This is a genomic window from Janthinobacterium sp. HH104, from assembly GCF_001758715.1.
In the GTDB taxonomy this organism is placed as follows: Bacteria; Pseudomonadota; Gammaproteobacteria; order Burkholderiales; family Burkholderiaceae_D; genus Janthinobacterium; species Janthinobacterium aestuarii.
The window spans coordinates 49,294-69,636 of sequence record NZ_LRIB01000043.1 but is presented as its reverse complement, the minus strand read 5'-3'; the positions used below and the strand labels follow the sequence as shown (position 1 = coordinate 69,636).

Annotated in this window: 26 protein-coding genes; 9 read left to right on the top strand and 17 right to left on the bottom strand. The window is 61.1% G+C overall.

The window, feature by feature from the left end; translation table 11 throughout:
- Nucleotides 1-169 precede the first annotated feature (169 nt).
- A complete protein-coding gene (locus JAB6_RS20140) occupies nt 170-1,066 on the top strand; it encodes a LysR family transcriptional regulator (RefSeq protein ID WP_070304257.1) in 897 nt (298 codons plus the stop codon).
- Here the strand turns inward: JAB6_RS20140 and JAB6_RS20135 are convergent.
- A complete protein-coding gene (locus JAB6_RS20135) occupies nt 1,063-1,740 on the bottom strand; it encodes a phosphoribosylanthranilate isomerase (RefSeq protein ID WP_072454729.1) in 678 nt (225 codons plus the stop codon). The two genes, JAB6_RS20140 and JAB6_RS20135, sit on opposite strands and share 4 nt — an antisense overlap.
- A gap of 222 nt (nt 1,741-1,962) precedes the next feature.
- On the opposite strand from JAB6_RS20135, the gene JAB6_RS20130 reads away from it, so the two are divergent.
- Nucleotides 1,963-2,367, top strand: a complete 405-nt coding sequence (locus JAB6_RS20130) for a hypothetical protein (protein ID WP_034756981.1) — start codon at nt 1,963-1,965, stop codon at nt 2,365-2,367.
- A gap of 258 nt (nt 2,368-2,625) precedes the next feature.
- Here JAB6_RS20130 and JAB6_RS20125 read toward each other — a convergent pair whose 3' ends face one another.
- The 3 genes from JAB6_RS20125 to JAB6_RS20115 form a co-directional block, all read right to left on the bottom strand.
- Nucleotides 2,626-3,660 (bottom strand): RNA methyltransferase, encoded by a 1,035-nt coding sequence (locus tag JAB6_RS20125; protein WP_070304256.1) that lies wholly within the window; start codon nt 3,658-3,660, stop codon nt 2,626-2,628.
- A gap of 64 nt (nt 3,661-3,724) precedes the next feature.
- Nucleotides 3,725-4,066, bottom strand: coding sequence for a zinc ribbon domain-containing protein YjdM (locus JAB6_RS20120; protein ID WP_034756972.1), 342 nt, complete (start codon nt 4,064-4,066; stop codon nt 3,725-3,727).
- 98 nt (nt 4,067-4,164) lie between these two features.
- Nucleotides 4,165-5,043, bottom strand: coding sequence for an alpha/beta fold hydrolase (locus JAB6_RS20115; RefSeq protein ID WP_235194331.1), 879 nt, complete (start codon nt 5,041-5,043; stop codon nt 4,165-4,167).
- A 169-nt stretch (nt 5,044-5,212) separates the two neighbouring features.
- Between JAB6_RS20115 and JAB6_RS20110 the strand changes: the two genes are divergently transcribed.
- Both JAB6_RS20110 and JAB6_RS20105 read left to right on the top strand, forming a co-directional pair.
- Nucleotides 5,213-5,788 (top strand): ABATE domain-containing protein, encoded by a 576-nt coding sequence (locus JAB6_RS20110; protein ID WP_034756968.1) that lies wholly within the window; start codon nt 5,213-5,215, stop codon nt 5,786-5,788.
- Between the two features lie 46 nt (nt 5,789-5,834).
- Entirely contained in the window at nt 5,835-7,280 is a 1,446-nt protein-coding gene (locus JAB6_RS20105) for an NAD-dependent succinate-semialdehyde dehydrogenase (protein ID WP_034756966.1), read from the top strand.
- A gap of 23 nt (nt 7,281-7,303) precedes the next feature.
- On the opposite strand, the gene dmeF is transcribed toward JAB6_RS20105, so the two are convergent.
- Genes dmeF through JAB6_RS20090 form a run of 3 tightly spaced genes read right to left on the bottom strand, consistent with a single transcriptional unit; the run spans nt 7,304 to nt 9,444 of the window.
- Nucleotides 7,304-8,275 (bottom strand): CDF family Co(II)/Ni(II) efflux transporter DmeF, encoded by a 972-nt coding sequence (gene dmeF / locus JAB6_RS20100; protein WP_034756963.1) that lies wholly within the window; start codon nt 8,273-8,275, stop codon nt 7,304-7,306.
- Between the two features lie 10 nt (nt 8,276-8,285).
- Nucleotides 8,286-8,561 (bottom strand): metal/formaldehyde-sensitive transcriptional repressor, encoded by a 276-nt coding sequence (locus tag JAB6_RS20095; RefSeq protein ID WP_034784058.1) that lies wholly within the window; start codon nt 8,559-8,561, stop codon nt 8,286-8,288.
- A 58-nt stretch (nt 8,562-8,619) separates the two neighbouring features.
- Entirely contained in the window at nt 8,620-9,444 is an 825-nt protein-coding gene (locus JAB6_RS20090; protein ID WP_070304255.1) for a TlpA disulfide reductase family protein, read from the bottom strand.
- 174 nt (nt 9,445-9,618) lie between these two features.
- On the opposite strand from JAB6_RS20090, the gene JAB6_RS20085 reads away from it, so the two are divergent.
- Nucleotides 9,619-10,629 (top strand): alpha/beta fold hydrolase, encoded by a 1,011-nt coding sequence (locus JAB6_RS20085; RefSeq protein WP_083292849.1) that lies wholly within the window; start codon nt 9,619-9,621, stop codon nt 10,627-10,629.
- On the opposite strand, the gene JAB6_RS20080 is transcribed toward JAB6_RS20085, so the two are convergent.
- Nucleotides 10,622-11,158, bottom strand: coding sequence for a DUF2325 domain-containing protein (locus tag JAB6_RS20080; protein WP_254671723.1), 537 nt, complete (start codon nt 11,156-11,158; stop codon nt 10,622-10,624). The genes JAB6_RS20085 and JAB6_RS20080 overlap by 8 nt on opposite strands.
- A gap of 727 nt (nt 11,159-11,885) precedes the next feature.
- Between JAB6_RS20080 and JAB6_RS20075 the strand changes: the two genes are divergently transcribed.
- Together JAB6_RS20075 and JAB6_RS20070 are read left to right on the top strand one after the other, a co-directional pair.
- A complete protein-coding gene (locus tag JAB6_RS20075) occupies nt 11,886-13,121 on the top strand; it encodes a site-specific integrase (RefSeq protein WP_070304254.1) in 1,236 nt (411 codons plus the stop codon).
- 89 nt (nt 13,122-13,210) lie between these two features.
- Nucleotides 13,211-13,474 carry a hypothetical protein gene (locus JAB6_RS20070; RefSeq protein ID WP_139143461.1) on the top strand — a complete coding sequence of 88 codons (264 nt, stop codon included), beginning with the start codon at nt 13,211-13,213 and terminating at the stop codon, nt 13,472-13,474.
- Nucleotides 13,475-13,486: 12 nt separating this feature from the next.
- On the opposite strand, the gene JAB6_RS20065 is transcribed toward JAB6_RS20070, so the two are convergent.
- From JAB6_RS20065 to JAB6_RS20055, 3 genes are all read right to left on the bottom strand, one after another.
- Entirely contained in the window at nt 13,487-13,729 is a 243-nt protein-coding gene (locus tag JAB6_RS20065) for a hypothetical protein (protein ID WP_070304252.1), read from the bottom strand.
- 33 nt (nt 13,730-13,762) lie between these two features.
- Nucleotides 13,763-14,125, bottom strand: a complete 363-nt coding sequence (locus JAB6_RS20060; RefSeq protein WP_139143460.1) for a hypothetical protein — start codon at nt 14,123-14,125, stop codon at nt 13,763-13,765.
- 75 nt (nt 14,126-14,200) lie between these two features.
- Nucleotides 14,201-14,884: an SOS response-associated peptidase gene (locus tag JAB6_RS20055; protein ID WP_070304250.1), complete on the bottom strand. Its 684-nt coding sequence runs from the start codon at nt 14,882-14,884 to the stop codon at nt 14,201-14,203.
- 150 nt (nt 14,885-15,034) lie between these two features.
- Here JAB6_RS20055 and JAB6_RS29075 point away from each other — a divergent pair, with 150 nt between their 5' ends.
- Entirely contained in the window at nt 15,035-15,964 is a 930-nt protein-coding gene (locus JAB6_RS29075) for a hypothetical protein (RefSeq protein ID WP_139143459.1), read from the top strand.
- A gap of 36 nt (nt 15,965-16,000) precedes the next feature.
- Entirely contained in the window at nt 16,001-16,660 is a 660-nt protein-coding gene (locus tag JAB6_RS29070) for a hypothetical protein (protein WP_139143458.1), read from the top strand.
- Here the strand turns inward: JAB6_RS29070 and JAB6_RS20050 are convergent.
- From JAB6_RS20050 to JAB6_RS20025, 6 genes are all read right to left on the bottom strand, one after another.
- Nucleotides 16,657-16,929 (bottom strand): hypothetical protein, encoded by a 273-nt coding sequence (locus JAB6_RS20050; RefSeq protein WP_070304249.1) that lies wholly within the window; start codon nt 16,927-16,929, stop codon nt 16,657-16,659. The two genes, JAB6_RS29070 and JAB6_RS20050, sit on opposite strands and share 4 nt — an antisense overlap.
- Complete coding sequence (locus JAB6_RS20045) at nt 16,926-17,321, bottom strand: hypothetical protein (RefSeq protein ID WP_070304248.1); 396 nt, start codon at nt 17,319-17,321, stop codon at nt 16,926-16,928. Before JAB6_RS20045 ends, JAB6_RS20050 begins: the two co-directional genes overlap by 4 nt.
- Complete coding sequence (locus JAB6_RS20040; protein ID WP_070304247.1) at nt 17,318-17,755, bottom strand: D-Ala-D-Ala carboxypeptidase family metallohydrolase; 438 nt, start codon at nt 17,753-17,755, stop codon at nt 17,318-17,320. The genes JAB6_RS20045 and JAB6_RS20040 overlap by 4 nt, the downstream gene beginning before the upstream one ends.
- The gene (locus tag JAB6_RS20035; RefSeq protein ID WP_254671711.1) at nt 17,752-18,081 is read right to left on the bottom strand and encodes a hypothetical protein; all 330 of its coding nucleotides are present in this window, start codon (nt 18,079-18,081) and stop codon (nt 17,752-17,754) included. Before JAB6_RS20035 ends, JAB6_RS20040 begins: the two co-directional genes overlap by 4 nt.
- Before the next feature lie 167 nt (nt 18,082-18,248).
- A complete protein-coding gene (locus tag JAB6_RS20030; protein ID WP_070304245.1) occupies nt 18,249-19,487 on the bottom strand; it encodes a tail fiber domain-containing protein in 1,239 nt (412 codons plus the stop codon).
- On the bottom strand, nt 19,488-20,342 hold the full coding sequence (locus tag JAB6_RS20025; protein ID WP_070304244.1) for a hypothetical protein: 855 nt from the start codon (nt 20,340-20,342) through the stop codon (nt 19,488-19,490). It abuts the gene before it with no gap.
- Between the last annotated feature and the right edge of the window lies 1 nt (nt 20,343).

Below are 20,343 nucleotides of genomic sequence, written 5' to 3'. Positions count from 1 at the left end.
CTGGACGAAAATCAGTTTTACGATAATACTGACGAGCAGTCCCAGCACCCCGATCAATTCCAGCATGGCCTTTCCTTTGCAGTGACAGCAGACCAGGCCACTGTAGCGCGAACGGCAGTGCCAGGCCAATATCAAATCAGGCAGTCTCCGATCTCGAAAAGGCATACGATTGATTTCCATCAGACAGTTCCGCTACTTTGTCGAAGTCGTCGATGCGGGCAGCTACTCGCGCGCGGCGGAAAAGCTGTACATCGCGCAGTCGGCCCTGAGCCGGCAAATCAAGGAACTCGAGGGCGAGATACAGGCACTGCTGCTCACGCGCGACGCGCGCCATATCGAGCTCACGCCCGCGGGACAAGTCTTTTATGAGCGGGCAAAACGCATCCTCGACGACATCGAGGAAACCGTGCGCCAGACACGCCACGTGGGACAAGGCGCGCAAGGCATCATCCGCCTGCTGCATTCAAGCTCCGTCACCCTCACGCCCGCCATCGGCGCCGTGCTGAACCGCCTGCTGGCGCAGTTCCCCGGCGTTTCGCTCGATGTGTCGAAGGGATCGTCGGAAAACCAGGCTGCCGACATCGAGGAAGGCCGCGCCGACCTGGGTCTCGTGCGCCTGCCCACCCTGCGCAAGCATGCCAACATCATCGTGCGCGAACTGTTTGCGGAAAAGCTGGTGGTGGCCGTGTCGGCGGCGTCGCCGCTGGCCGCGCTGGAACGCACGACGATTGCCGCCCTGCGCGACGAGGCGTTCGTCTCGATCCCGCACAAGGACCGCGGAGGCCTCAGCTACCTGGTGGCGGGCCTGTGCCTGGCGCAGGGTTTCTTTCCGAAGGCGGCGCGCGCCCTGTCGCGCAAGACGTCGCAGCTGAACCTGATCGAGGCCAACATGGGCATCGCCATCGTCCCCGACAGCATGCGCCTGGTGGCGCCGCCGGGCGTGCGTTTCATCGCCCTGCCGGACGAGGAATCGCACTCCGTCGTCGGCCTGATCTCGCCGCGCGCGGCCAGCGGCATGGTAGCCGCGTTTACGGAAGCGTTCGTGCGCGAGATGAATACACTCTAGCCTTCCGCATACAGCGCCGCATCGACGTCGCGCACGGCCGCCATCAGCAAGGCCAGCTTCATGACATCGAGCTGGCCATCCGTGCGCACGCGCGAGCACAGATCGATGCCGTAGGGGCGCACCTGGCGCAGCGCTTCCATCACATTGGTGTCGTCCAGCCCACCGGCCAGGAAAACGGGACGGGGGCTGGCGCGCACGAAGCGCGCGCTGACGGACCAGTCGTGCGTGCGGCCCGTGCCGCCCAGTTCCGGCACCGCCGCGCCGGGACGCCCCGAGTCGAGCAGGAAGGCATGGACGTGGGGCGCGTAGGCGGGAATCAGGTCCAGCGCCTCCGGCCCTTCCACGTGGATCACCTGCACGCGCCGCACGTGCGGCAGCAAGCGCGCCAGTTTCTCGACCTCACCCGGGTCGATATGGCCGACGATCTGCACGGTCGATGGCTGCGTGGCGCGCACGTGTTCGGCGATGGCTTGCGCCGTCGTCTCGGACGTCAGCAGGAACGTGGCCACGGGCGGCGGCGTCCAGGCGGCGATCTGTGCGATGCGCGCGTCGGGAATCGGGCCGGGGCCGGACGGCATGGCCGCCACCAGGCCCAGCGCGTCGGCGCCGGCGGCAATGGCCAGTTGCGCTTCGTCGATGGAAGCGATACAGCAGATCTTGATGCGGGTTCTCATGGCCTTGCGTGTGCAGTCTGGATGATCAACATTACAACACAGGGCGGCGCGCGCGCCAAGACACGCGGTCAAGGCCGCGCACGATTGAGTACCAGAATAGGGAGCGCCCACTTCGTCCCGACGGAAGGCCATTCATGCCGCCTGCTCGCCAGCCCGCGCTGATTGACACGCGCCAGGTGGCGGACGATACTTGACATCCGGGGTTGCTATTGGAAGCCGTACATGCGTATCGTCGACTTTGAAGTCCGCAAGGAGTGTCCGCCGCAGTTATGCGACTGCGAGCGCGAGCGCCTGCTAGGCGATGCGCAGGCGGACCTGTCTATCCTGCGCCTGAACCTGACGGAAGAAAAGCGCCTGCTCGCGCACATCGAGGGCATCGCCACGCTTGCCCAGCTGCGGAAACTGCAACTGCTGTTGCAGAAAAACCTGGGCGTGGAATTGCAGATTGCAGCGGGCAGCGGCGAAGTGCGCACCGTGCGCGGCTTCCAGATCCGCCTGCTGGAGCGGCCCGGCCTGTGCCGCAAGACGCGCGCCGCCATTCCGGCCGCCGTGCGCCGCTGCTTGGCAGCGCATCCCGAGATCGCGTTTGCGATATTGAATGAAAACGATTTGCTGGGCGGGGTGTGAGCCGACACCATTGTTGGCGTATGCTCGAATGTCGGATTACGCTCCGCTAATCCGACCTACGCCGTCACGCTGGCACGGATGGGAATGACCTTGCCCTTCGCTTCGCGCGCCCGCAACTGCCCGCAGCCGCCTTCCACGTCCTGCCCCGCCGAGTCGGGCAATTTGCTCAGTCACGTAGGTCGGATTAGCGGGCACCGCGTAATCCGACACCATTGTTAGCGTATGCTCGAATGTCGGATTACGCTCCGCTAATCCGACCTACGCCGTCACGCTGGCACGGATGGGAATGACCTTGCCCTTCGCTTCGCGCGCCCGCAGCTGCCCGCAGCCGCCTTCCACGTCCTGCCCGGCCGAATCGCGCAATTTGGTCAGCACGCCGCGTTCGTGCAGGGCGGCGGCAATGGCGCGCGCCTTTTCCCAGCTGGGGCGCTTGAACGGCAAGTCGGCTATGGTGTTATACGGGATTATGTTCAGCACCGCATATTTTCCCTGCAGGAGTTCGACGATGCCGTCCATCTCGTCCTCGCCATCGTTGATGCCCTCCATCAGGGTCCACTGGTACTGCACCGGGTAGCCGGTCAGGCGCGCATACGACTCGCCAAAGTCCACCAGTTCGCGCGGAGTGAGCTTGGGGGCGCGCGGCAGCAGCTGTTCGCGCAACTCCGGCTTGGTCGTGTGCAAGGAGAGGGCAAGCGCCGGCTTGACACGACCTTGCGGCAGGCGCTCGAAGGCGCGCGGGTCGCCCACCGTGGAAAACACGAGGTTCTTGTGGCCGATATTGCCTTCGGTACCCAGCAGCTCGATCGCTTCCATCACATTGTTCAGGTTGTGCGCCGGCTCGCCCATGCCCATGAAGACGACTTTTTTTACGGGGCGCATGGTGCGCGCCAGTACCACCTGGGCGACAATTTCTCCGCTGGTCACCTGGCGGATCAGGCCGTCGCGGCCCGTCATGCAGAACTGGCATCCCACGGCGCAGCCGACCTGGCTCGAGACGCACAAGCCCTCGCGCGGCAGCAGCACGCTTTCCACCGTCTGGCCGTCGTGTAGTCCCACCAGCAGGCGCGCGGAACCGTCGGCGCCCGGATGGGTGCTGAGCAGTTTCAGCATGCCCTGCAATTCCAGGTCGAGCGCGGGCAAGGCCACGCGCACGGGCAGCGGCAAAAAATCCTCGGCGCGGCGCCGGCCCAGGTCGTGCGGCTGCCCCTGTATCCAGTCGCGCAGCACGCGCTGTTCGTGCAGGGGCTTGGCGCCCAAGGCGCGCAGGCGCTGGCGGATGGTATCGATTTGCATGGCGTCCGAATAAAAAAACGGCGCGCAGGAATGAAACCGGCGCGCCGTGTTACGGGTAAAAGCTTTAGACCTTCTTGACGAATTCCGTCTTCAGGCTCATGGAACCGAAACCGTCGATCTTGCAGTCGATATCGTGGTCGCTGTCGACCAGGCGGATGTTCTTGACCTTGGTACCCATCTTGACGACACCGCCGCCGCCCTTCAATTTCAAGTCCTTGATGACGCTGACGGTGTCGCCGTCCTGCAGGATATTGCCGGCCGAATCGCGGTACACCTTGGCGCCCTCTTCCACCGCTTCGCCGGCCGTGGCCGACCATTCATGCGCGCATTCAGGGCAGATCAACTGGCTGCCGTCTTCGTACGTGAATTCGGATTTGCATTGCGGGCATGGTGGTAATGTGCTCATTTTCTTCTCTGTCTGGTGAACAGCGTGTGCTGTAAAAGCCGACATTATAAGTGCTACGCCCGCCATCGGCGGGCTTTTTCGCATATGACGTCGCAGCCTTATTTGATATTTTTATCCAGGAAGGCGCGGATCACCGGCCCGATCTCGCGGGCATGCGTTTCAAGGGCGAAGTGGCCGGTGTCGTAGAACCGGATATCGGCGTTGGGCAAATCGCGTTTCCATGCCTGCGCACCGGCTGGCAGGAAAAACGGATCGTTCTTGCCCCAGACGGCCAGCAGCGGCAGTTGCTGCTGGCGGAAATAGGCCTGGAATTGCGGGTACATGCGCACATTGGACGCGTAATCGAGGAGCAGGTCGAGCTGGATGTCGGCGTTGCCAGGACGCGCCACCCGCATACCTTCCAGAGTATAGCCGTCGGGAGAAACGCTGCTCGGATCGGGCACGCCTTCCAGATATTGCCATTTTATCCCGGCCGGCGTCGGAAAGTCGGCCAGCGCCGCGCGGTTTTGCGCCGTCGGCGCCTGCCAGTATTGCCTGATGCCGTCCCAGCCCTTCGACAGTCCCTCTTCATAGGCGTTGCCGTTCTGCGAGATGATGGCCGTGATGCGCGCAGGATGGGCCAGCGCCAGGCGCCAGCCCACTGGCGCGCCGTAGTCGTGCACCATGATGGCGTAGCGGTCCAGCTTCAACTGCTCGGTAAAACGGTCCATGGTTCGGGTGATGTTGTCGAAGGTGTAGGCGTAGTGTTCGCGCGCCGGCGCTTCGGTGTAACCGAAGGAAGGCAGGTCCGGCGCCACCACGTGATAGCGGTCGCTCAGCGCCGGGATCACGTCGCGGTACATGAACGAGGACCCGGCAAAGCCATGCAGCAGCACGATGGTCGGCGCGGCAGGGTCGCCCGCTTCGCGATAAAAAACATTCACGTCGCCGACTTTTTCAAACCGGTGGTGTACTTGCGCCTTGTCGGCTGCCGACATCGGGGCGGCGCCGGCGCTGGCCGCCATGGCCAGGGTGGTGGCGGCGGCGAGAGTGGTGGTCTTGATATTCATGGCAATGTCCTTGTAACCTTTAAAGTGATTATTTGAAGGTTACAAGCATTTCTGGTAACCTGTCAATATTATTTTCAGAGGTTACAAAGGATTTCAAATGGCGCCGCATCCCGAGCACGCTCCGCACTTCATCGGCAACCACCTGGCGCTCGATTTCATCAACAGCGCCTTTGGCATGGGGGATGATAGCTGGGATTGCCTGGCCGACAACGCCGGCGCGCTGGCCTGGCTCAAGGCGGCGGGCCTGCTGGCGCCCGACTTCAATACACCGCCTACCGGACTGGCAACGCTGGCACAGTCGCTGCGGACGGCGGCGGGACGGCTGATCGATTTGAACATGCCGCGTGAGCCAACCGACTTCGCGGTGGTGAACCGGATACTGGAGGCTGGACGCCCTGTGCGCACGCTGGCGCAGGGCGATGGCGATAACGTCGTATTATGGAAACGGCGCCGCGACGACAGCGCGGCCAGCTTGCTCGAACCGGTGGCAGCGGCGCTGGTCCAGCTGCTGACGCAGGGCGAGCTGGCGCAAGTGCGTCAGTGCGAAGCGCATGATTGCACGCTGCGTTTCCTCGATGTCACCAAATCGGGCCGCCGGCGCTGGTGCAGCATGGCCGTTTGCGGCAACCGGATGAAGGTCGCCGCTTTCCGGGCGCGCAAGGAAGCCAGATAGCGCCGGCAGGCAACACCCTAATTTCCACTGACAGGAGTGACCAGTAATGACGACATCAAGCTATCCCGACACCCGCCTTCTGATCTCCAATGAGTGGGTGGATGCCACCGGCGGCAAATCGATCCCCGTGCTCAACCCTGCCACCGGACAGGCGATCGGCACGGTGGCCCATGCCAGCATCGCCGACCTGGACCGCGCGCTGGCCGCCGCCCAGCAGGGTTTCGAAACGTGGCGCGCCGTGCCGGCGGCGGAACGGGCCGCAATCATGCGCCGCGCCGCCTCGTTGCTGCGCGAACGCGCCGTCGATATCGCACGCCAGATGACGCAGGAGCAGGGCAAGCCGCTGGGCGAAGCGAAAGTTGAAATACTGGCCGGCGCCGACATCATCGACTGGTTTGCCGCCGAAGGCATGCGCGTCTATGGCCGCATCGTGCCGTCGCGCAACCCGGCCGCGCAGCAGCTGGTGCTCAAGGAACCAGTCGGCCCGGTTGCCGCCTTCACGCCGTGGAATTTCCCGATCAACCAGATCGTGCGCAAATTGTCGGCCGCGCTGACCACCGGTTGCTCCTTCCTGTGCAAGGCGCCGGAAGAAACGCCGGCCTCGCCGGCGGCGCTGATGCAATGCTTCGTTGACGCCGGCCTGCCACCGGGCGTGGTGGGCCTGGTGTTCGGCGACCCGGCCGAAATCTCCGGCTATCTGATCCCGCATCCGGTGATCCGCAAGGTGACGTTCACTGGCTCGACGCCGGTAGGCAAGCAGCTGGCCGCGCTGGCCGGCGCCCACATGAAGCGCGTGACGATGGAACTGGGCGGCCATGCGCCGGTGATCATTGCCGAAGACGCCGATGTGGCACTGGCTGTCAAGGCCGCCGGCGGCGCCAAGTTCCGCAATGCGGGCCAGGTGTGCATTTCGCCGACCCGCTTCCTCGTGCACAACGCCGTCAAGGCCGAATTCACCAGCGCGCTGGTCAAGCACGCCGAAAGCCTGAAGCTGGGCGATGGCCTGCAACAGGGCACCACGCTGGGGCCGCTGGCCAATGCGCGCCGCCTCAGCGCCATGGCGAAGGTAGTCGAAGACGCGCAGGCCAGAGGCGCCACCCTGGCCACCGGGGGCAGCCGCATTGGCGACACCGGCAACTTTTTCGCGCCGACCGTGTTTGCCGACGTGCCGCTCGACGCGAGCATATTCAACGATGAACCGTTCGGCCCGATCGCCGGCATCCGCGGTTTCGACAGTCTGGAGGAAGCCATCCTTGAAGCGAACCGCCTGCCGTTCGGCCTAGCCGGCTACGCTTTCACGCGCTCGATCAAGAACGCCCACCTGCTGATGAACCGCATGGAGGTGGGCATGTTATGGATCAACCAACCCGCCACCCCGAGCGCCGAAATGCCCTTCGGCGGCATCAAGGATTCGGGACATGGCACGGAAGGCGGGCCGGAGGCGCTGGAGTCCTACCTCAATACCAAGGCCGTATCGCTCGTTGGCGTGTAAGCGGGTATCGGCGACGCCGTCGTTCAGCTACGCAGCACTATCTCGATGGTGCTGTGGACGATTTCCTCGTGGATGCTTATCCGTGCGCGCAGCCGCGCAGCCGTCAGGGTGGGGTCGCGGCTGACCACCGACAGCGCGCACGAATACAGCTGCTTGCCAACGCGCCAGACATGCAGGTCCACGATAAGCGGCGTGTCGCCGGCGCTTTCCACTTCCACGGCCTCGCGGATTTCATCCACCACGGGGTGGTCCATCTCGCGGTCCAGCAAGACCTTGCCCGTCTCCTGCATCAGCTTTTTCGCCCACAGGGCCACCAGCACGGCGCCCGCGATACCCATCACGGGATCGAGCCACTGCCAGCCGTAAGCCCAAGCGCCGCCCAGCGCGACGATGGCCAGCACGGACGTGGCGGCATCCGCCAGTACGTGGATGTATGCGGCCTTCATGTTCAGGTCTTCGCCATGGCCATGGTGATCGTGGTGGCCAAGATGATCGTGATGATCGTGTCCGTGGCCATGGTGGTGGTCATGGTGCCCGCCGAGGATCAGCGCGCACACGAGGTTGACCGCCAGGCCGATGGCCGCCACCGCCATCGCCTGCGGATAGTGAATGGGCTGCGGCGAGAACAGGCGCTCGAGCGAGGCGACGACCATCAGCACGGCCACGCCCAGCAGCAGGATGGCGCTCGTGTAGCCGGCCAGCACTTCGATCTTCCACGTGCCGAAGGCAAAGCGGGGATCGCGCGCATAGCGGCGCGCGGCCGCATACGCAAACGCGGCCAGGCCGATGGCCAGCGCGTGCGAACTCATATGCCAGCCATCGGCCAGCAGCGCCATCGAGTTGTACCACCAGCCGGCGACGATTTCCAGCACCATGGTGGCCAGCGTGATCCACATGACGATGCGCGCGCGGCGTTCGGCCTTTCCATTGCTGCTGTCAAAAACGTGTTCGTGCTGCCAGGCGGAGAGGTCTTCGCCGAGGGATTGCGTTTTCATGACGTTCTCCTTATTTGAGGTAGGTGCGCAGGATGCCCGCGATGTCGTCGGCGCCCCTGGCCCGCTCGTCGCCAGAGATATCGGGACTGGCCACGTGCTCGCGCAAGTGTTCTTCGATGACTTCGGCCATCAAACCATTGACGGCGCCGCGCACGGCGGCGATCAGCTGCAGCACTTCGCCGCAGTCGCGGCCCTCTTCCAGGCCCCGCTCCAGGCCTTCCACCTGCCCCCGGATACGCTTCACGCGATTGAGCAGCTTGGTCTTGTTGTGCGCCGTGTGTCCCATGATTTCACCTCGATTAATACTATAGGGGGGTATACTATCAGAAACGGCTACGGCCACCTCAAGGCGCCGGCGCGATCTTTTGCAGCTTGCTGGCCAGCGAGGCATCGGACAGTTCGCCCAAGTGCGTGTCGACCAGGCTCCCCTGCGCGTCGTAGAACAGGGTGGTGGGCAGGGCCGAGGAACCGGCCGCCTTGCCCAGCGCCGCCCCGCTGTCAAGCACCACATTGCGCAGGGTCGCCCCGCTCCTGCCCAGGAAATTGCTGGCCGCCGCCGCATCCTCGCGCTGGTTCGCATACACGAAGACGATATCGGCGCGCGCCTGCTGCGCGGCGGCCAGCACGGGCATCTCGCGCCGGCATGGCGGACACCAGCTGGCCCACAGGTTCACCACCAGCGGCTTGCCGCCAGCCAGCGCGGCCAAGGTCGTTGGCGCGCCGTCGAGCGCATGCAGGGCCACGGCTGGCAAGGCCGCCGGCTTGTCGTAGGCCAGCGAGATCCCCGCGCTCAACATGCCCCAGACCAACGCGCCGGCCGCCACGCTGATGGCCAGCGGTCGGCGCATGGACGCCATGGCGGTACGCCGGCAGCGCCACGCGGCAATGGCCAGGGCCGCCGCGATACCGGCCGGCGCAAGGAAGCCGCCATCGCGGATATTGATGATGGACCAGGGAGCGGCCAGGTACTGTTCGTGCCAGCGCAAGACGAATGCCAGCCGCGCCGCCAGCAGGCCGGCGATCAGCATGTCGGAAACGAGGGGGCCGGCGTCCGGCAACTGGCGGGATCTGCGCAGCCACCACGCCACGCCGTAAGCGACGCACAGGGAAACGAACAGCAGGACGAGGCCCGTGGGCAGGGCCAGGGGACCGATTTGCAGGGACAGCATGGGCGCTTTCATCAATAGTCAAGGCGCCCATTGTGCCTCAAGCTCCGCCGGGCAGCGCCACACGGCAAAGACGAGCGGGCCTTTTTCCTACGCCAGGCACCGCAGCGCGCCTACCGCGCCAGCGGGCTGCCATGGGCATCATGGATGCCTGGCACACTCGCACGGGAGCAAGAGATGAACAAAGACATCAACAACGCTGTGGCGAAGGGCGCGCCGGTGTCGGCACATACGGGCTGGGCCCTGGGCGCGCTGGCTCTGGGCGCGGCGTGGCTGTTTGTCCGCAGCCGCAGCCGGCAGGCGGAGCGCGCGCATCCGCCGGCCGGCCAATTTCTCGATGTGCACGGCACGCGCCTGCATTACCTGAGCCAGGGTGAAGGCCCCGTCATCGTGCTATTGCATGGAAACGGCGTGATCGCCGAGGATTTTCGCCATGCGGGCCTGTTCGATCAGCTGGCGCGCACGCACCGCGTGATCGCCTTCGACCGGCCCGGCTTCGGCTACAGCAGCCGGCCGCGCGGCACGCTGTGGACGCCGGCCGCTCAGGCTGCGCTGCTGGCGGCCGCGCTCGATCAGCTGGGCGTACACCGCGCCGTGGTGCTGGCGCACTCGTGGGGCACCCTGGTGGCGATCTCGATGGCCGTGCAGCAGCCGCAGCTGGTGCAAGCCCTGGTGCTCGCTTCCGGCTACTACTATCCCAGCGTGCGCTTCGATGTACTCACGGCAACGCCGGCCATCCCCGTGATCGGAGATGTGCTCAGCAATACCGTGTCGCCCCTGCTGGGGCGCCTGATGTGGCCCCTGCTGGTCAAACGCGCGTTCGCGCCCTCACCAGTGCCGGACAGCTTCAAGCGCCTGTCGCCGTGGATGATGCTGCGGCCCCGCCAGTTGCGCGCCGAGGCGGAAGAAACAGCCATGATGATCCCGAGCGCGGCGGTGCTGCGCAAACACTACCCGGAACTGCGCATGCCCGTGTCCATCGTGGCAGGGCGCGAGGATGCGATCGTCAGCGCCAGCTACCATTCCGCGCGCCTGCACGATGTGCTGGACAACAGCGCACTGACCTTGCTGCCCGGCGCCGGCCACATGATCCAGCACCTGTCGCAGCCCACCCTGCTGCGCGAAACGGCGCGCGTCGGATACGACGCCGGCATCGGACTCGGCCAGGAAGAAGCAGGCGTCAGGTAAGCAGCGCTTCCTTGCGCACGAAATGCATGGCTTGCGGCTGGTCCACCAGCACGCACTGCTTGCCCGTGCGCTTGCAGTGGTCGTGCACGCGCCAGTAGGCGTCGTGGCTGACGCAGCCCGTCTGGCAAATCACCAGATCGGCCGCCACCAGGCCCGCTTCCAGGGCGGCCACGTCATCGGCGCCGGCGTCGCCGCCCGCATGGTGCAGGAAGCGCCCGCCAGCCTGCTCGATGGCCTGCTGCGCCACGTTGGCGCCGGCGGCCTGCTGGCCCGCATTCGTGTCCAGATAGCTGCCCACATACAGCACGGCTTTTTCGCGCACGTCGGCCTGCATGGCTGGCACGGGCAGCCACTGCAGGCGCAGCAACTCGCGCATCAGGTCCTGCACGCGCTCACCGAGCCATTCGACCTTGCGCGCCAGCCTGGCACGCGTCGGCAAGCCGGGCACGCTGGCCGCCAGTTCAGCCAGTTCGTCGCGCGCCAGCGCCAGTTTGGTATCGCGGATCACGACCTGCGCCCGCGCGCACATCAATTCCGATTCCAGCTGCGCGATACGGGCCGCCTGCGCGGCCAGCTGCGCACTGCAGCGCGCCTGCGCGCGGCCATACTCTCCCATCAGCACGCGATGCTCGTGCGCGATCACATCCTCGTTGCCATACACACTGCCCATCATGCCTCCTTCACCGCCCGTGGCGCCATGGCGCCAGCCCATGCTACCCCATTGACCCGAATTATAAATGAGAATCATTATTATTTGTGTATGCGCGCGTGCGCCGTAGGGGTATGTGGGGCCGCCGGCCAGCGATTGTGCGCATTCTTTCTGGCAAACGATTCATTGAGCCACTGTACGTTCACCACTCCATGTCGGCATGGATGCTGGCTTGGCGTGGGGCGTGGCGCCGGTGGGAGAGCTGGCTGCTAGTGCCTGAGATGAGGGGACGGCGCTGGCCACTGCGCGGTCAGCGGGGCCGCGCGGGGCGCGGCAGAATGGCGATTCGAATAGCCTCGCACCCCTTAGGGCGATCCGTCTTCGAATCCCACCGTTCCGTCCAGACAAATAAAAAAGCCTCCCGCAGGGGAGGCTTTTTTATTTGATTCTGGCGGAGACGGTGTCCGCCTAATTGTCGTCCGCAAACCATCGCTGAATGCCTCTACGCCCTTGAATTCATGCGTTATTTTTACCAATTAGTCCGCTTGGCGTCGCTTGAGTACGGTAAAATCCGCTCTCTGTATGTGGGTAGGAATGGGGGTAGGAGGTGGCGCGGACGGTTGAAAAATTGACGGCATTGGCAGTGAGTCGTGCAAAAACACCTGGGTATTTTGGCGACGGTGCAGGCCTATATTTGCAGGTATCGAAGACGGGAACCAAGAGCTGGATATTCCGCTACACGCGCGAGCGCAAGCAACGCGAGATGGGCTTGGGCGCCTTGCACACTGTAACTCTGGCCGAGGCGCGTGGCAAGGCGCGGGATTGCCGTGCGCTGCTACTGGAAGGCAAAGATCCACTGGAAACTCGTGCAGCGGACAAGCTCAGCGATGCGCTGGATCGCGCGCGGGCCATCACGTTCAACCAATGCGCCGGCGCCTACATCGCCGCGCACCGCGGCAGCTGGAAAAACGTCAAGCACGCGGAGCAGTGGGAAAACACGCTGGCGACCTACGCCGCGCCCTTTATCGGAGACTTGCCTGTGGCCGCCGTCGACACCAGCCTAGTGGTCAAGGTGCTCAGCCCTATCTGGCAGGAAAAGACGGAGACAGCCACCAGGTTGCGGGGGCGCATCGAGAGCATTCTGGACTGGGCGACCGTCAGCAAGTACCGCGTGGGCGAAAATCCGGCCCGGTGGCGCGGCCACCTGGATAATCTGCTGGCGGATCCCGGCAAGCTTGGGAAAGTGAAGCACCACCCTGCCCTGCCGTGGCAGGATGTTGGTGCATTTGTGAAAGAATTGCGCAGGCGCGAGGGCATATCAGCGCGCGCAGTGGAATTTGCGATCTTGACCGCCGCACGATCAGGTGAGGTCCGTGGAGCGGTGTGGGCGGAAATCGACCTGGACTGTGCGCTATGGACAATTCCGGCCGTCCGAATGAAGGCCGGACGGGAGCACCGTATCCCCCTGTCGGCTGAAGCGATTGCGCTGCTCAAGCAGCTACCGCGCGTCGAGAAGCATGTCTTCCCAGGGAGTAAAAAAGCGACACCGCTATCCGATATGAGTCTCACGGCCGTGCTGCGCAGGATGGACCGGCACGATATCACTGTGCACGGCTTCCGATCGACGTTTCGGGACTGGTGCTCGGAATCGGTCGCGAACTCGTTCCCGCGCGAGGTTTGCGAGCACGCGCTGGCCCACAGCCTGCCGGACAAGGTCGAGGCAGCGTACCGCAGGGGCGACCTGCTGGAAAAGCGAATTTTGCTCATGCAGGTTTGGGCAAACTACTGCGGCACCGTTCAAGTTGCGGCGAGCGTTACAGCCATACATGGGGCCGCAATGTAAATCTAGCTCATCTTCATAGCTATGCGTAGGCGCAAAAATACCTTGCTTGCGAAGGATATTATCTCCTCAATCATCTTGAGGAAGTGAAAATGAAACGTTATTGGTGGATCGCGTTAGCAAGCATTGTCGGATGCGCCGGAAGCGGAGATCGTGGGCGATACAGTTTGATTGGCCAAAATAGCTTCGCGCTCGCCGCCCGCTACGGCACGCCCGCCAGTTATCAGCACTTCGGAGAATATCTGCAGCTGAACTATGGCAGTACGGCGGCCGGCTGCCAAGTCATCGTGCTGGTCGACCAGGCGCAGCGCGTAGCAGGATGGGCGTCAACGGGGCGATCCTGCCCGCCCCAATGAGCGGTAGCTGGCTCATTGAGGTGGTTGCATTCCAACAAAGCAAGGTTGGTCATCCAGCTGCACGCGCAGCGTCGCGCGGATCAGCCCAGACATACCTACGCGCGGGCCCAGGCTTCGATCTAATTCGTCGGCCGTAGCGGCGATCTCGCGCAGGCGCCGTACTTCCCACAGGACCACTCGCATATCGGGCGAGTCGCTGCGCATCTGGATTTCTTTCAGCTGCTCGATACTGAGGGGCTTTCGAATCTTGGTCATGACTTTTTACCTGCGTATCGCCCATGACGGCACCTACCGCATCGGCCGGACATTTCTCGTGTCATCTTCTTGCTCGGGCCGCTCAAAATCCAGCGCGCATAGCCAAGACTGCGCGAACTCCACTGCCTGGCCTTCGCCGTTGGTCACACGCTCAAAGCCGGCGAGCGTGAATTTCCCGTCGTTCGCCCACACAATGTGCGGATCGAGCAATTCCAGACCTGGTCCAGGTCGGCCAGGGCGAGTGAGGCGCGCGACCTTCACAGGCCGCCGCAACCCTTGATCCGTCACGTCCATGATGACCAAGGAGCCGTAATGCTTGACGGTGTAACGATCAGACAGCATGCGCCTGTCGACGGCCACACCAGCCTTTCGCATCATAACGACTTTTACTTTCATAGCAACAAAGCCAAATAACTGTATATAAACACAGTATATTCGTAGGCTTTGAAAACCAGAAGGCGAAATTTGTAACTAGAAGAGCCCGCCCTGCTCCGCCGGTGCGGCCGGCACAGGTGCTTTCGCACGGGCTCGCGGCTGCATCGGATCGGGCTGCGCAACGAGCAGCTCTGCAGGATACTGCCGATAAACGTCCTCCTCCGACACCAGCGAGCCGTCCAGCCAGCCTTGGTACTGGTCCGGGTCGAGGATCATCACCATGCGCTTTTCATCGTCGGGTTTGTGGAAGCGCTGCATCAGCGGGTGCCCGTTAGCATTGATTGTCAGCATCGAGAACGACAAGAGCTGATCCGCTGGGCGATATTCCCAGATCCCGGCAATGGCCACCGGCCCGCCGTCGGAGCGCTCGATACGCCAGCGCACAGGCTTGCCGGTTTCGTAGTTGGGTTCGAAGAAGTTGGCCGCCGGGATAATACAGAACTGCTTGCGCTTCCAGGCACTGCGGAAAGATGGCTTGCTGGCCACCGTCTCGGTGCGAGCGTTGTAGGTCTGGCGAGCCAGCTTGTGGTCGGCCCAGTGGGGAACCATGCCGAACAAGGCAGGAGCTACTTCCAGCTCGCCCGGAACCTCATACGAGCCGCGCAGGATGGGTGCCATGTAGCCGGGCCACGCCTCGGGCGGGAGGTCGAGCAGCAGGTATCCGGCCCGAAAGCTCTCTTCGATCTGCTCTTTACGGCTTGGGGTGTAGTCGGCACACATAGAAAATATTGTACCTCCAAATTCCCCTCAAACACTTGTAAATATGTATATTATGAAAATATTCATGAGAACTTGAAAAATCATAAAATTATTAACGCATCAAGCAGCAAAACCGATTTTAATTTTAATTAAAAATAAAATAAGATACATATGAAAAATACTTTGATTATAGTTGGCAATGGATTGAGCGTAGATTTGTGCAGAAAGATATTCAGCACACTAAACCCATCGACGCCTTTATCCTGGAATTTTATAATTAATCAACCGCCCAATGGAATAAAATGGCAAGATGCATTTCCAAGATTATCATCTTACGCAAAAGAAAATTTATTAAAAATAAAAAATGATTTCGAATTATTTAAAACAATAAGAGAAACACAACCAGCAGAATATCGAACAGAAGCACGACATTTCTTAGCATTGGCATACACCCATTTCGACAACGAAATTTTCATTCCACGAATTTGGAAATGGAATAAATTCATTAAAAATAATTTAGATAAAATTTTTCAGGTAATATCATTTAATTACGATACCGTAGTGGAAAGAACCATAATTGACAATCTTCGATACCATAACCAGAAAGTAAAAGGATTTTTACTCAATAGCTATGGAGAAGATGATCGATACCTAAGCGTCTTCAAACCTCACGGATGTAGAATGATGGAAATGCACCCAAATGCAATTCATACTGACTTTGAAATCACCTACCCAATAAAAATACTCCTGCAAGAAAATAATGTTCCATTATATATCCTCCCAAGAACTCAGCAACTACAACCACGAAAAGAAAGCTTTTGCATCTTGCCATTTGAAGAAAACATATTTCAAGAGTACCAGTGGCAAAATGATATCTGGAAAACAATGATTAATAAATATCAAAATATCGAACACTGCGTTATAATCGGGCATTCTTATGCCGAAGTTGATCGCCCGGAAATCGACACCATCATAAATTCACTCCCAATTAATGCAAAAATACACATTTGCAATCCTTATCCGCCATTAGAATTGGAATTAAACCTAAAGAAAATTGGAAAAAACTATGCAATATACAAAGATACACTTCCACTAATTTAGAAAAATCAATAGCTTATCCATAAAAAAGAGGCCAATATGAGTGACGAGTTCTATTCCCCTTCCGAGCATACTTTAAAAATGAGACGAAACCTACTATTTAACGGAGCGTTATGCTTCATACACACCGCAGTAACTCCGCTATCTGATGTAAGTATATTAAACGTAAAGCTCCCAGCGATTTTTCTCAGCTGGGCCTTACCAATTAGCCTAATTTGGTTCACATTTAACTATTTTTATTACCTGTACGCAGAATACACTCAATGGCGGGCCAATAAAATTAATAGTGTTTTAGTAGACTCCAACGATAGAAACGCCGGATTGGAAAACATGACTCTTATCACTCAAATTCAACAATTCTCAAAGGAGAAGTTTAAAATAAAATTATGTTTTGAGGCAGATGGAGACTATAGGGGTAATCCCATAAATCCCCCGCCAGAGCCTACAGATGAAATAATGAGTGAGGCAATAAAAAATATTATTAATTATGAATCCGAAAAAATAAGAAATTTAATTAAAATTGATTTGCAACGCATCACCGAATTTCAAAATTCAATAAACAAATTCAATATGGCAAATAGATTAAGATTCATCATACTTGACTTATCTATCCCAACTATTGTTGTGATTTTATGTCTTGCTTTAGCAGTAATGGGGCACTACGGCTACAACCATATTTTTATAGAATTTTTTTCCTAAAGGCAACCAGATAATAACGCCTCCAGTTGGCCTGAATATTTTGTTTGCCGTGGCCAGTCTCGCGCCAGCGCCAAGACGATCTCACCGTCCGTCGCCGTCGACGGCAACTTGTCGAATTCGTAGGCCGGGCGCGGCGGCACTTCACCGAGGCACGGCACCATCACCGGCACCTCGATAAGAACAGGCGCCGGCGGCGCGCTGGCGCAGCCGACCAGCAGCACGCTCAGAATAATTTTTGGAATAATTTGTCGTGCCATATGGTGTTTCATTGCAGGCCCTCCAACATCTGCCTGACGGCCGGCATGGCCTCGTCACAGGTCGCGGCGCGCGCACCAGCGATCTGTACCAGGGCGACGTCATACTTTTTTCCCTTGGCAGCGGCGGCCGCCTGCGCCGCCGCGCCGCGCTCCTGCGCTGCCAAGGTTGCCTTGCCCATGCTATCGATGGCGGCGTTCTGTTCGGCAATCGAGGTGCGCAGCGCACCGCTGGCGCCCAACTCCTTTACCAGCTCCGCGCGCGCGGCATCCCGGTCGCTGGTGGCCAGCCACCAGCCGGTACAGGTGGAGCTGGTCACCACGAGCAGCGCGGCCGCCAGCACGATGGCCGCCGCCTTCCAGGCCCCACTGACGGCGGTACCCGCCAGCGCGCCCAGGGCGCTCATAAGATACCTGCCATGTAATTGACACGGCCACCGGTAAACTTGGCCGTCAGCACCTGGCGCCGCGGCGCGCCCACCGACAAACCGATATGCACCCACGTGCCCTCGTAGATCAGCTGGTCGAAGACGATGCCGCTTTGCAGGATCAGGAGGGCCAGCGCTTTGGGCGGCAGCTTGGGCGTGCTGATATCGGCGGCCAGGCCAAGCACGTGAGCGCTGTTGCCGGCGCCGCCCACGGCCTTGTTCAGCGCCGGCGAGCGGTAGCCGCTGGAGATCGCGATGGGCATGCCCACCAGCGCGCGCACCTGCTCGAGCATCGCGGCCAGACGCTTGAGGTTGGCGACGACGGCCGCCGCCGGCGTATTGTCGATGTCTTTGCGGGTGGCCACCTGCGAGGTGACCAGTTCTGCTAGGCTGAAATGCGGGCTCAGGTTCACAGGCCACCCCGCACATCCTTGACGATGGCGGCCGCGTCGCGCGCCAGATCGCCGATGTCCTTGTCGCGGCGCTTGTCGAGCCAGCGCACAGTGGCGCCCAGCACCCACCAGGCAGGCAAGCCGGCGGCCACCATCAGCGGCGCGGCAATGAACAGGAAGCCCAGCGCCGGGTCGCTGCCGTACAGCACGGCCACGGCGCGCGCGCTGTCGAACAGGCCCGGCATCCAGTTGCGCACGACCACGACCAAGGCCGGGCCCATCAGCGCAGAAAAGAGAATGGTGACGAAGAAGCGCACGCCCGCTTCCTTGGCTGTTTTTGGCCACATGAACATGAATCCTAGTGAGGTTGCGGCAGCGCCGGCCAGAACCGGGATGCCAAAAATTTTAATCAGTGCGCCGCCGGCGGCGGTTGTTTCGATGGCCATGTAGGGCCTTTCAGGTGGTGGAAATGAAAAAACCCGCCGAAGCGGGTTTGTGGTGGTGCAGTGATTTTTTATGCCGCTTCGAGTGCCGCCAGCCGCGCCTCCTGACCTGCAGCAATGAACATGGCCAGTTCGTCGTACCGGAAGGCGTAGCGGTCGCCGGCCTCCTGCGTGACCTCCGTGTACGCTGCGTGCGCTTCGACTGCCGGAGAGCCTGCGCTTCCCAACACGGCAGGTGTGATGACACCGCCCAACGAATTCAGCACCTCCGCCACTGCCTCGGTGGCGGGCATGGCTGGCCGGGCCTCGATGGCCGGATGCTCGACGGTTTGTTGCTCCCAACTGTCGTGGCAGATAAATCCATAGTTGAACGGCTCCAGGCCGTGCATTTGCATGATCTCGATGGCGCGCTGAACGGTCGGGCCGACGTGCTCGCGCGCATCGGCGCCTTTGCAGTCGACGGCATCACGCCAGCGGTAAATGCCGATGGCGCGGGCAAGATCCTTGGCTGCGGCAATCTCGGCCGCCGTCAGGTCGCGGAAATCCCGCTTCAGGCGCGCGTCGGATGTGTTGATGGTGCCCGTACGTGCATAGATTGTCCGGTAGGCCACCGCCGCCTGGCCCATGTCATAGGCATTGTCCACAGCCGGGTATACATGCCGGCCGACATAGTTGCAGACGGTTTCCAGCGTTGTCGGCGTCACCGTGAAAGTATTGCCGGCGCCCAATTTCAAGCCCCAAATTCGGACGGCGGCAATGGCGGTATCCGGTGGCAGGATGCCGGCGCCGAGAAATTCAACCGGCTGCGACAGCCACATATTGGTATCGGCATAGACGGACAGCTGAAAAAAAGCCCCGGTGCTGACATAGACCACGCCGTCGAGTCCGATTTTCACATCCCGGATGGTGTCATTCGATACCGCCCCGACAGTATAAAAAGAGCCGCGGCATTTGCCGTCGTTGTCTGCACGCAAGAGGATGGTGGTCAATGCGCCGTTGGAGCCGCCATCGATGGCGGAGTAGCCTGTCGTGCCCGAAATGCGCAGTACAGCCTCGCTACCAGGCGGAAGACTGAATTTCGCTACCCTCCACCAGCCAGGGGTTCCCCCGGCAGCGGCGGCAAACCTGGGCGCGCGCGCGGCGGTGGTCAGTTGCTTGTCGATGCTGAGAGCGCCCCGCGACGATACGTCTCCAGTCAAGATGCCGCCGGTCAACGGCAACGCGTTGTACGGTCCTGCTGCGAAGGCGGTGTACAGCAGATTCAACCGCTCATTGGCATTCGGCATGCCATCGTAAAAATACTCAGCCATTTAAATTCCTTCGATCTGTAGTGGTGCGGAATACGTTTCAAAATACGGCGTTGCCACGGCATCGATGTTGCTGGCTTTGCCATACAGCATGTGGTCCTGCTCGAGCAGTGGATCGGGGTTTTCCGGGAACAGGCTGAACAGCATGGGCCGGTCCTTGCCGCTTTCGCGCAGGATGCGCATGAAGCGCGCGCGGTCGGTGGACGTCAGGTTCGCCAGGTTGATGCTCAGCTTGTCGCTGGTCGGGCGAATCTGCGTCTTGAGGTCACCGGCGCCCGTACGGTAATCCTCGCTGCCGTCCTGCAACAGAAGCTGGGCACCATACTCGGCATTGTGTTCCGGCGACCAGTAATTGCCCGCCACCAGGCGCGATATCTCCAGGTAGCCAGCTACACTTTGCGGCGCCGATACCTCGATCACCAGCTGGCGCACGCGAACGGGCGCGAACCAGGCCACGGCATCGGCGCCGCCGCCACGCGCCCAAGTGTTCACGCCACCCCATTTGTAAGCGTTCCAGCCCAGCGGCAGCACGCCCCAGGGATAGGAGCCATGCACGGCGGCCGGGCACGGGTAGATGCTGCCTGTGTCGAGTACTGGCACGGTGTCGCCCGGCTGGGCGTAGCCGCGCACGCGCATGCGCGCGCTGCTGGTCATGTTCGTGAAGATTAGCGCCACGCAGGCGATGGACTCCTGTGTCGGCCAGGTGGCCGTGATGATCTGTGCCGTGCCGGCGGCGCGCAGCACCGACGACTTGGTATCGCGCTGCAGGTTAGCCGGGCCCAGTTCTCCGGTTTGGCTCGCTGCGGTCAGCACGGCACGGTCGGCGGCGTTGTCGTGAATGATGCGTAAATTATTCATG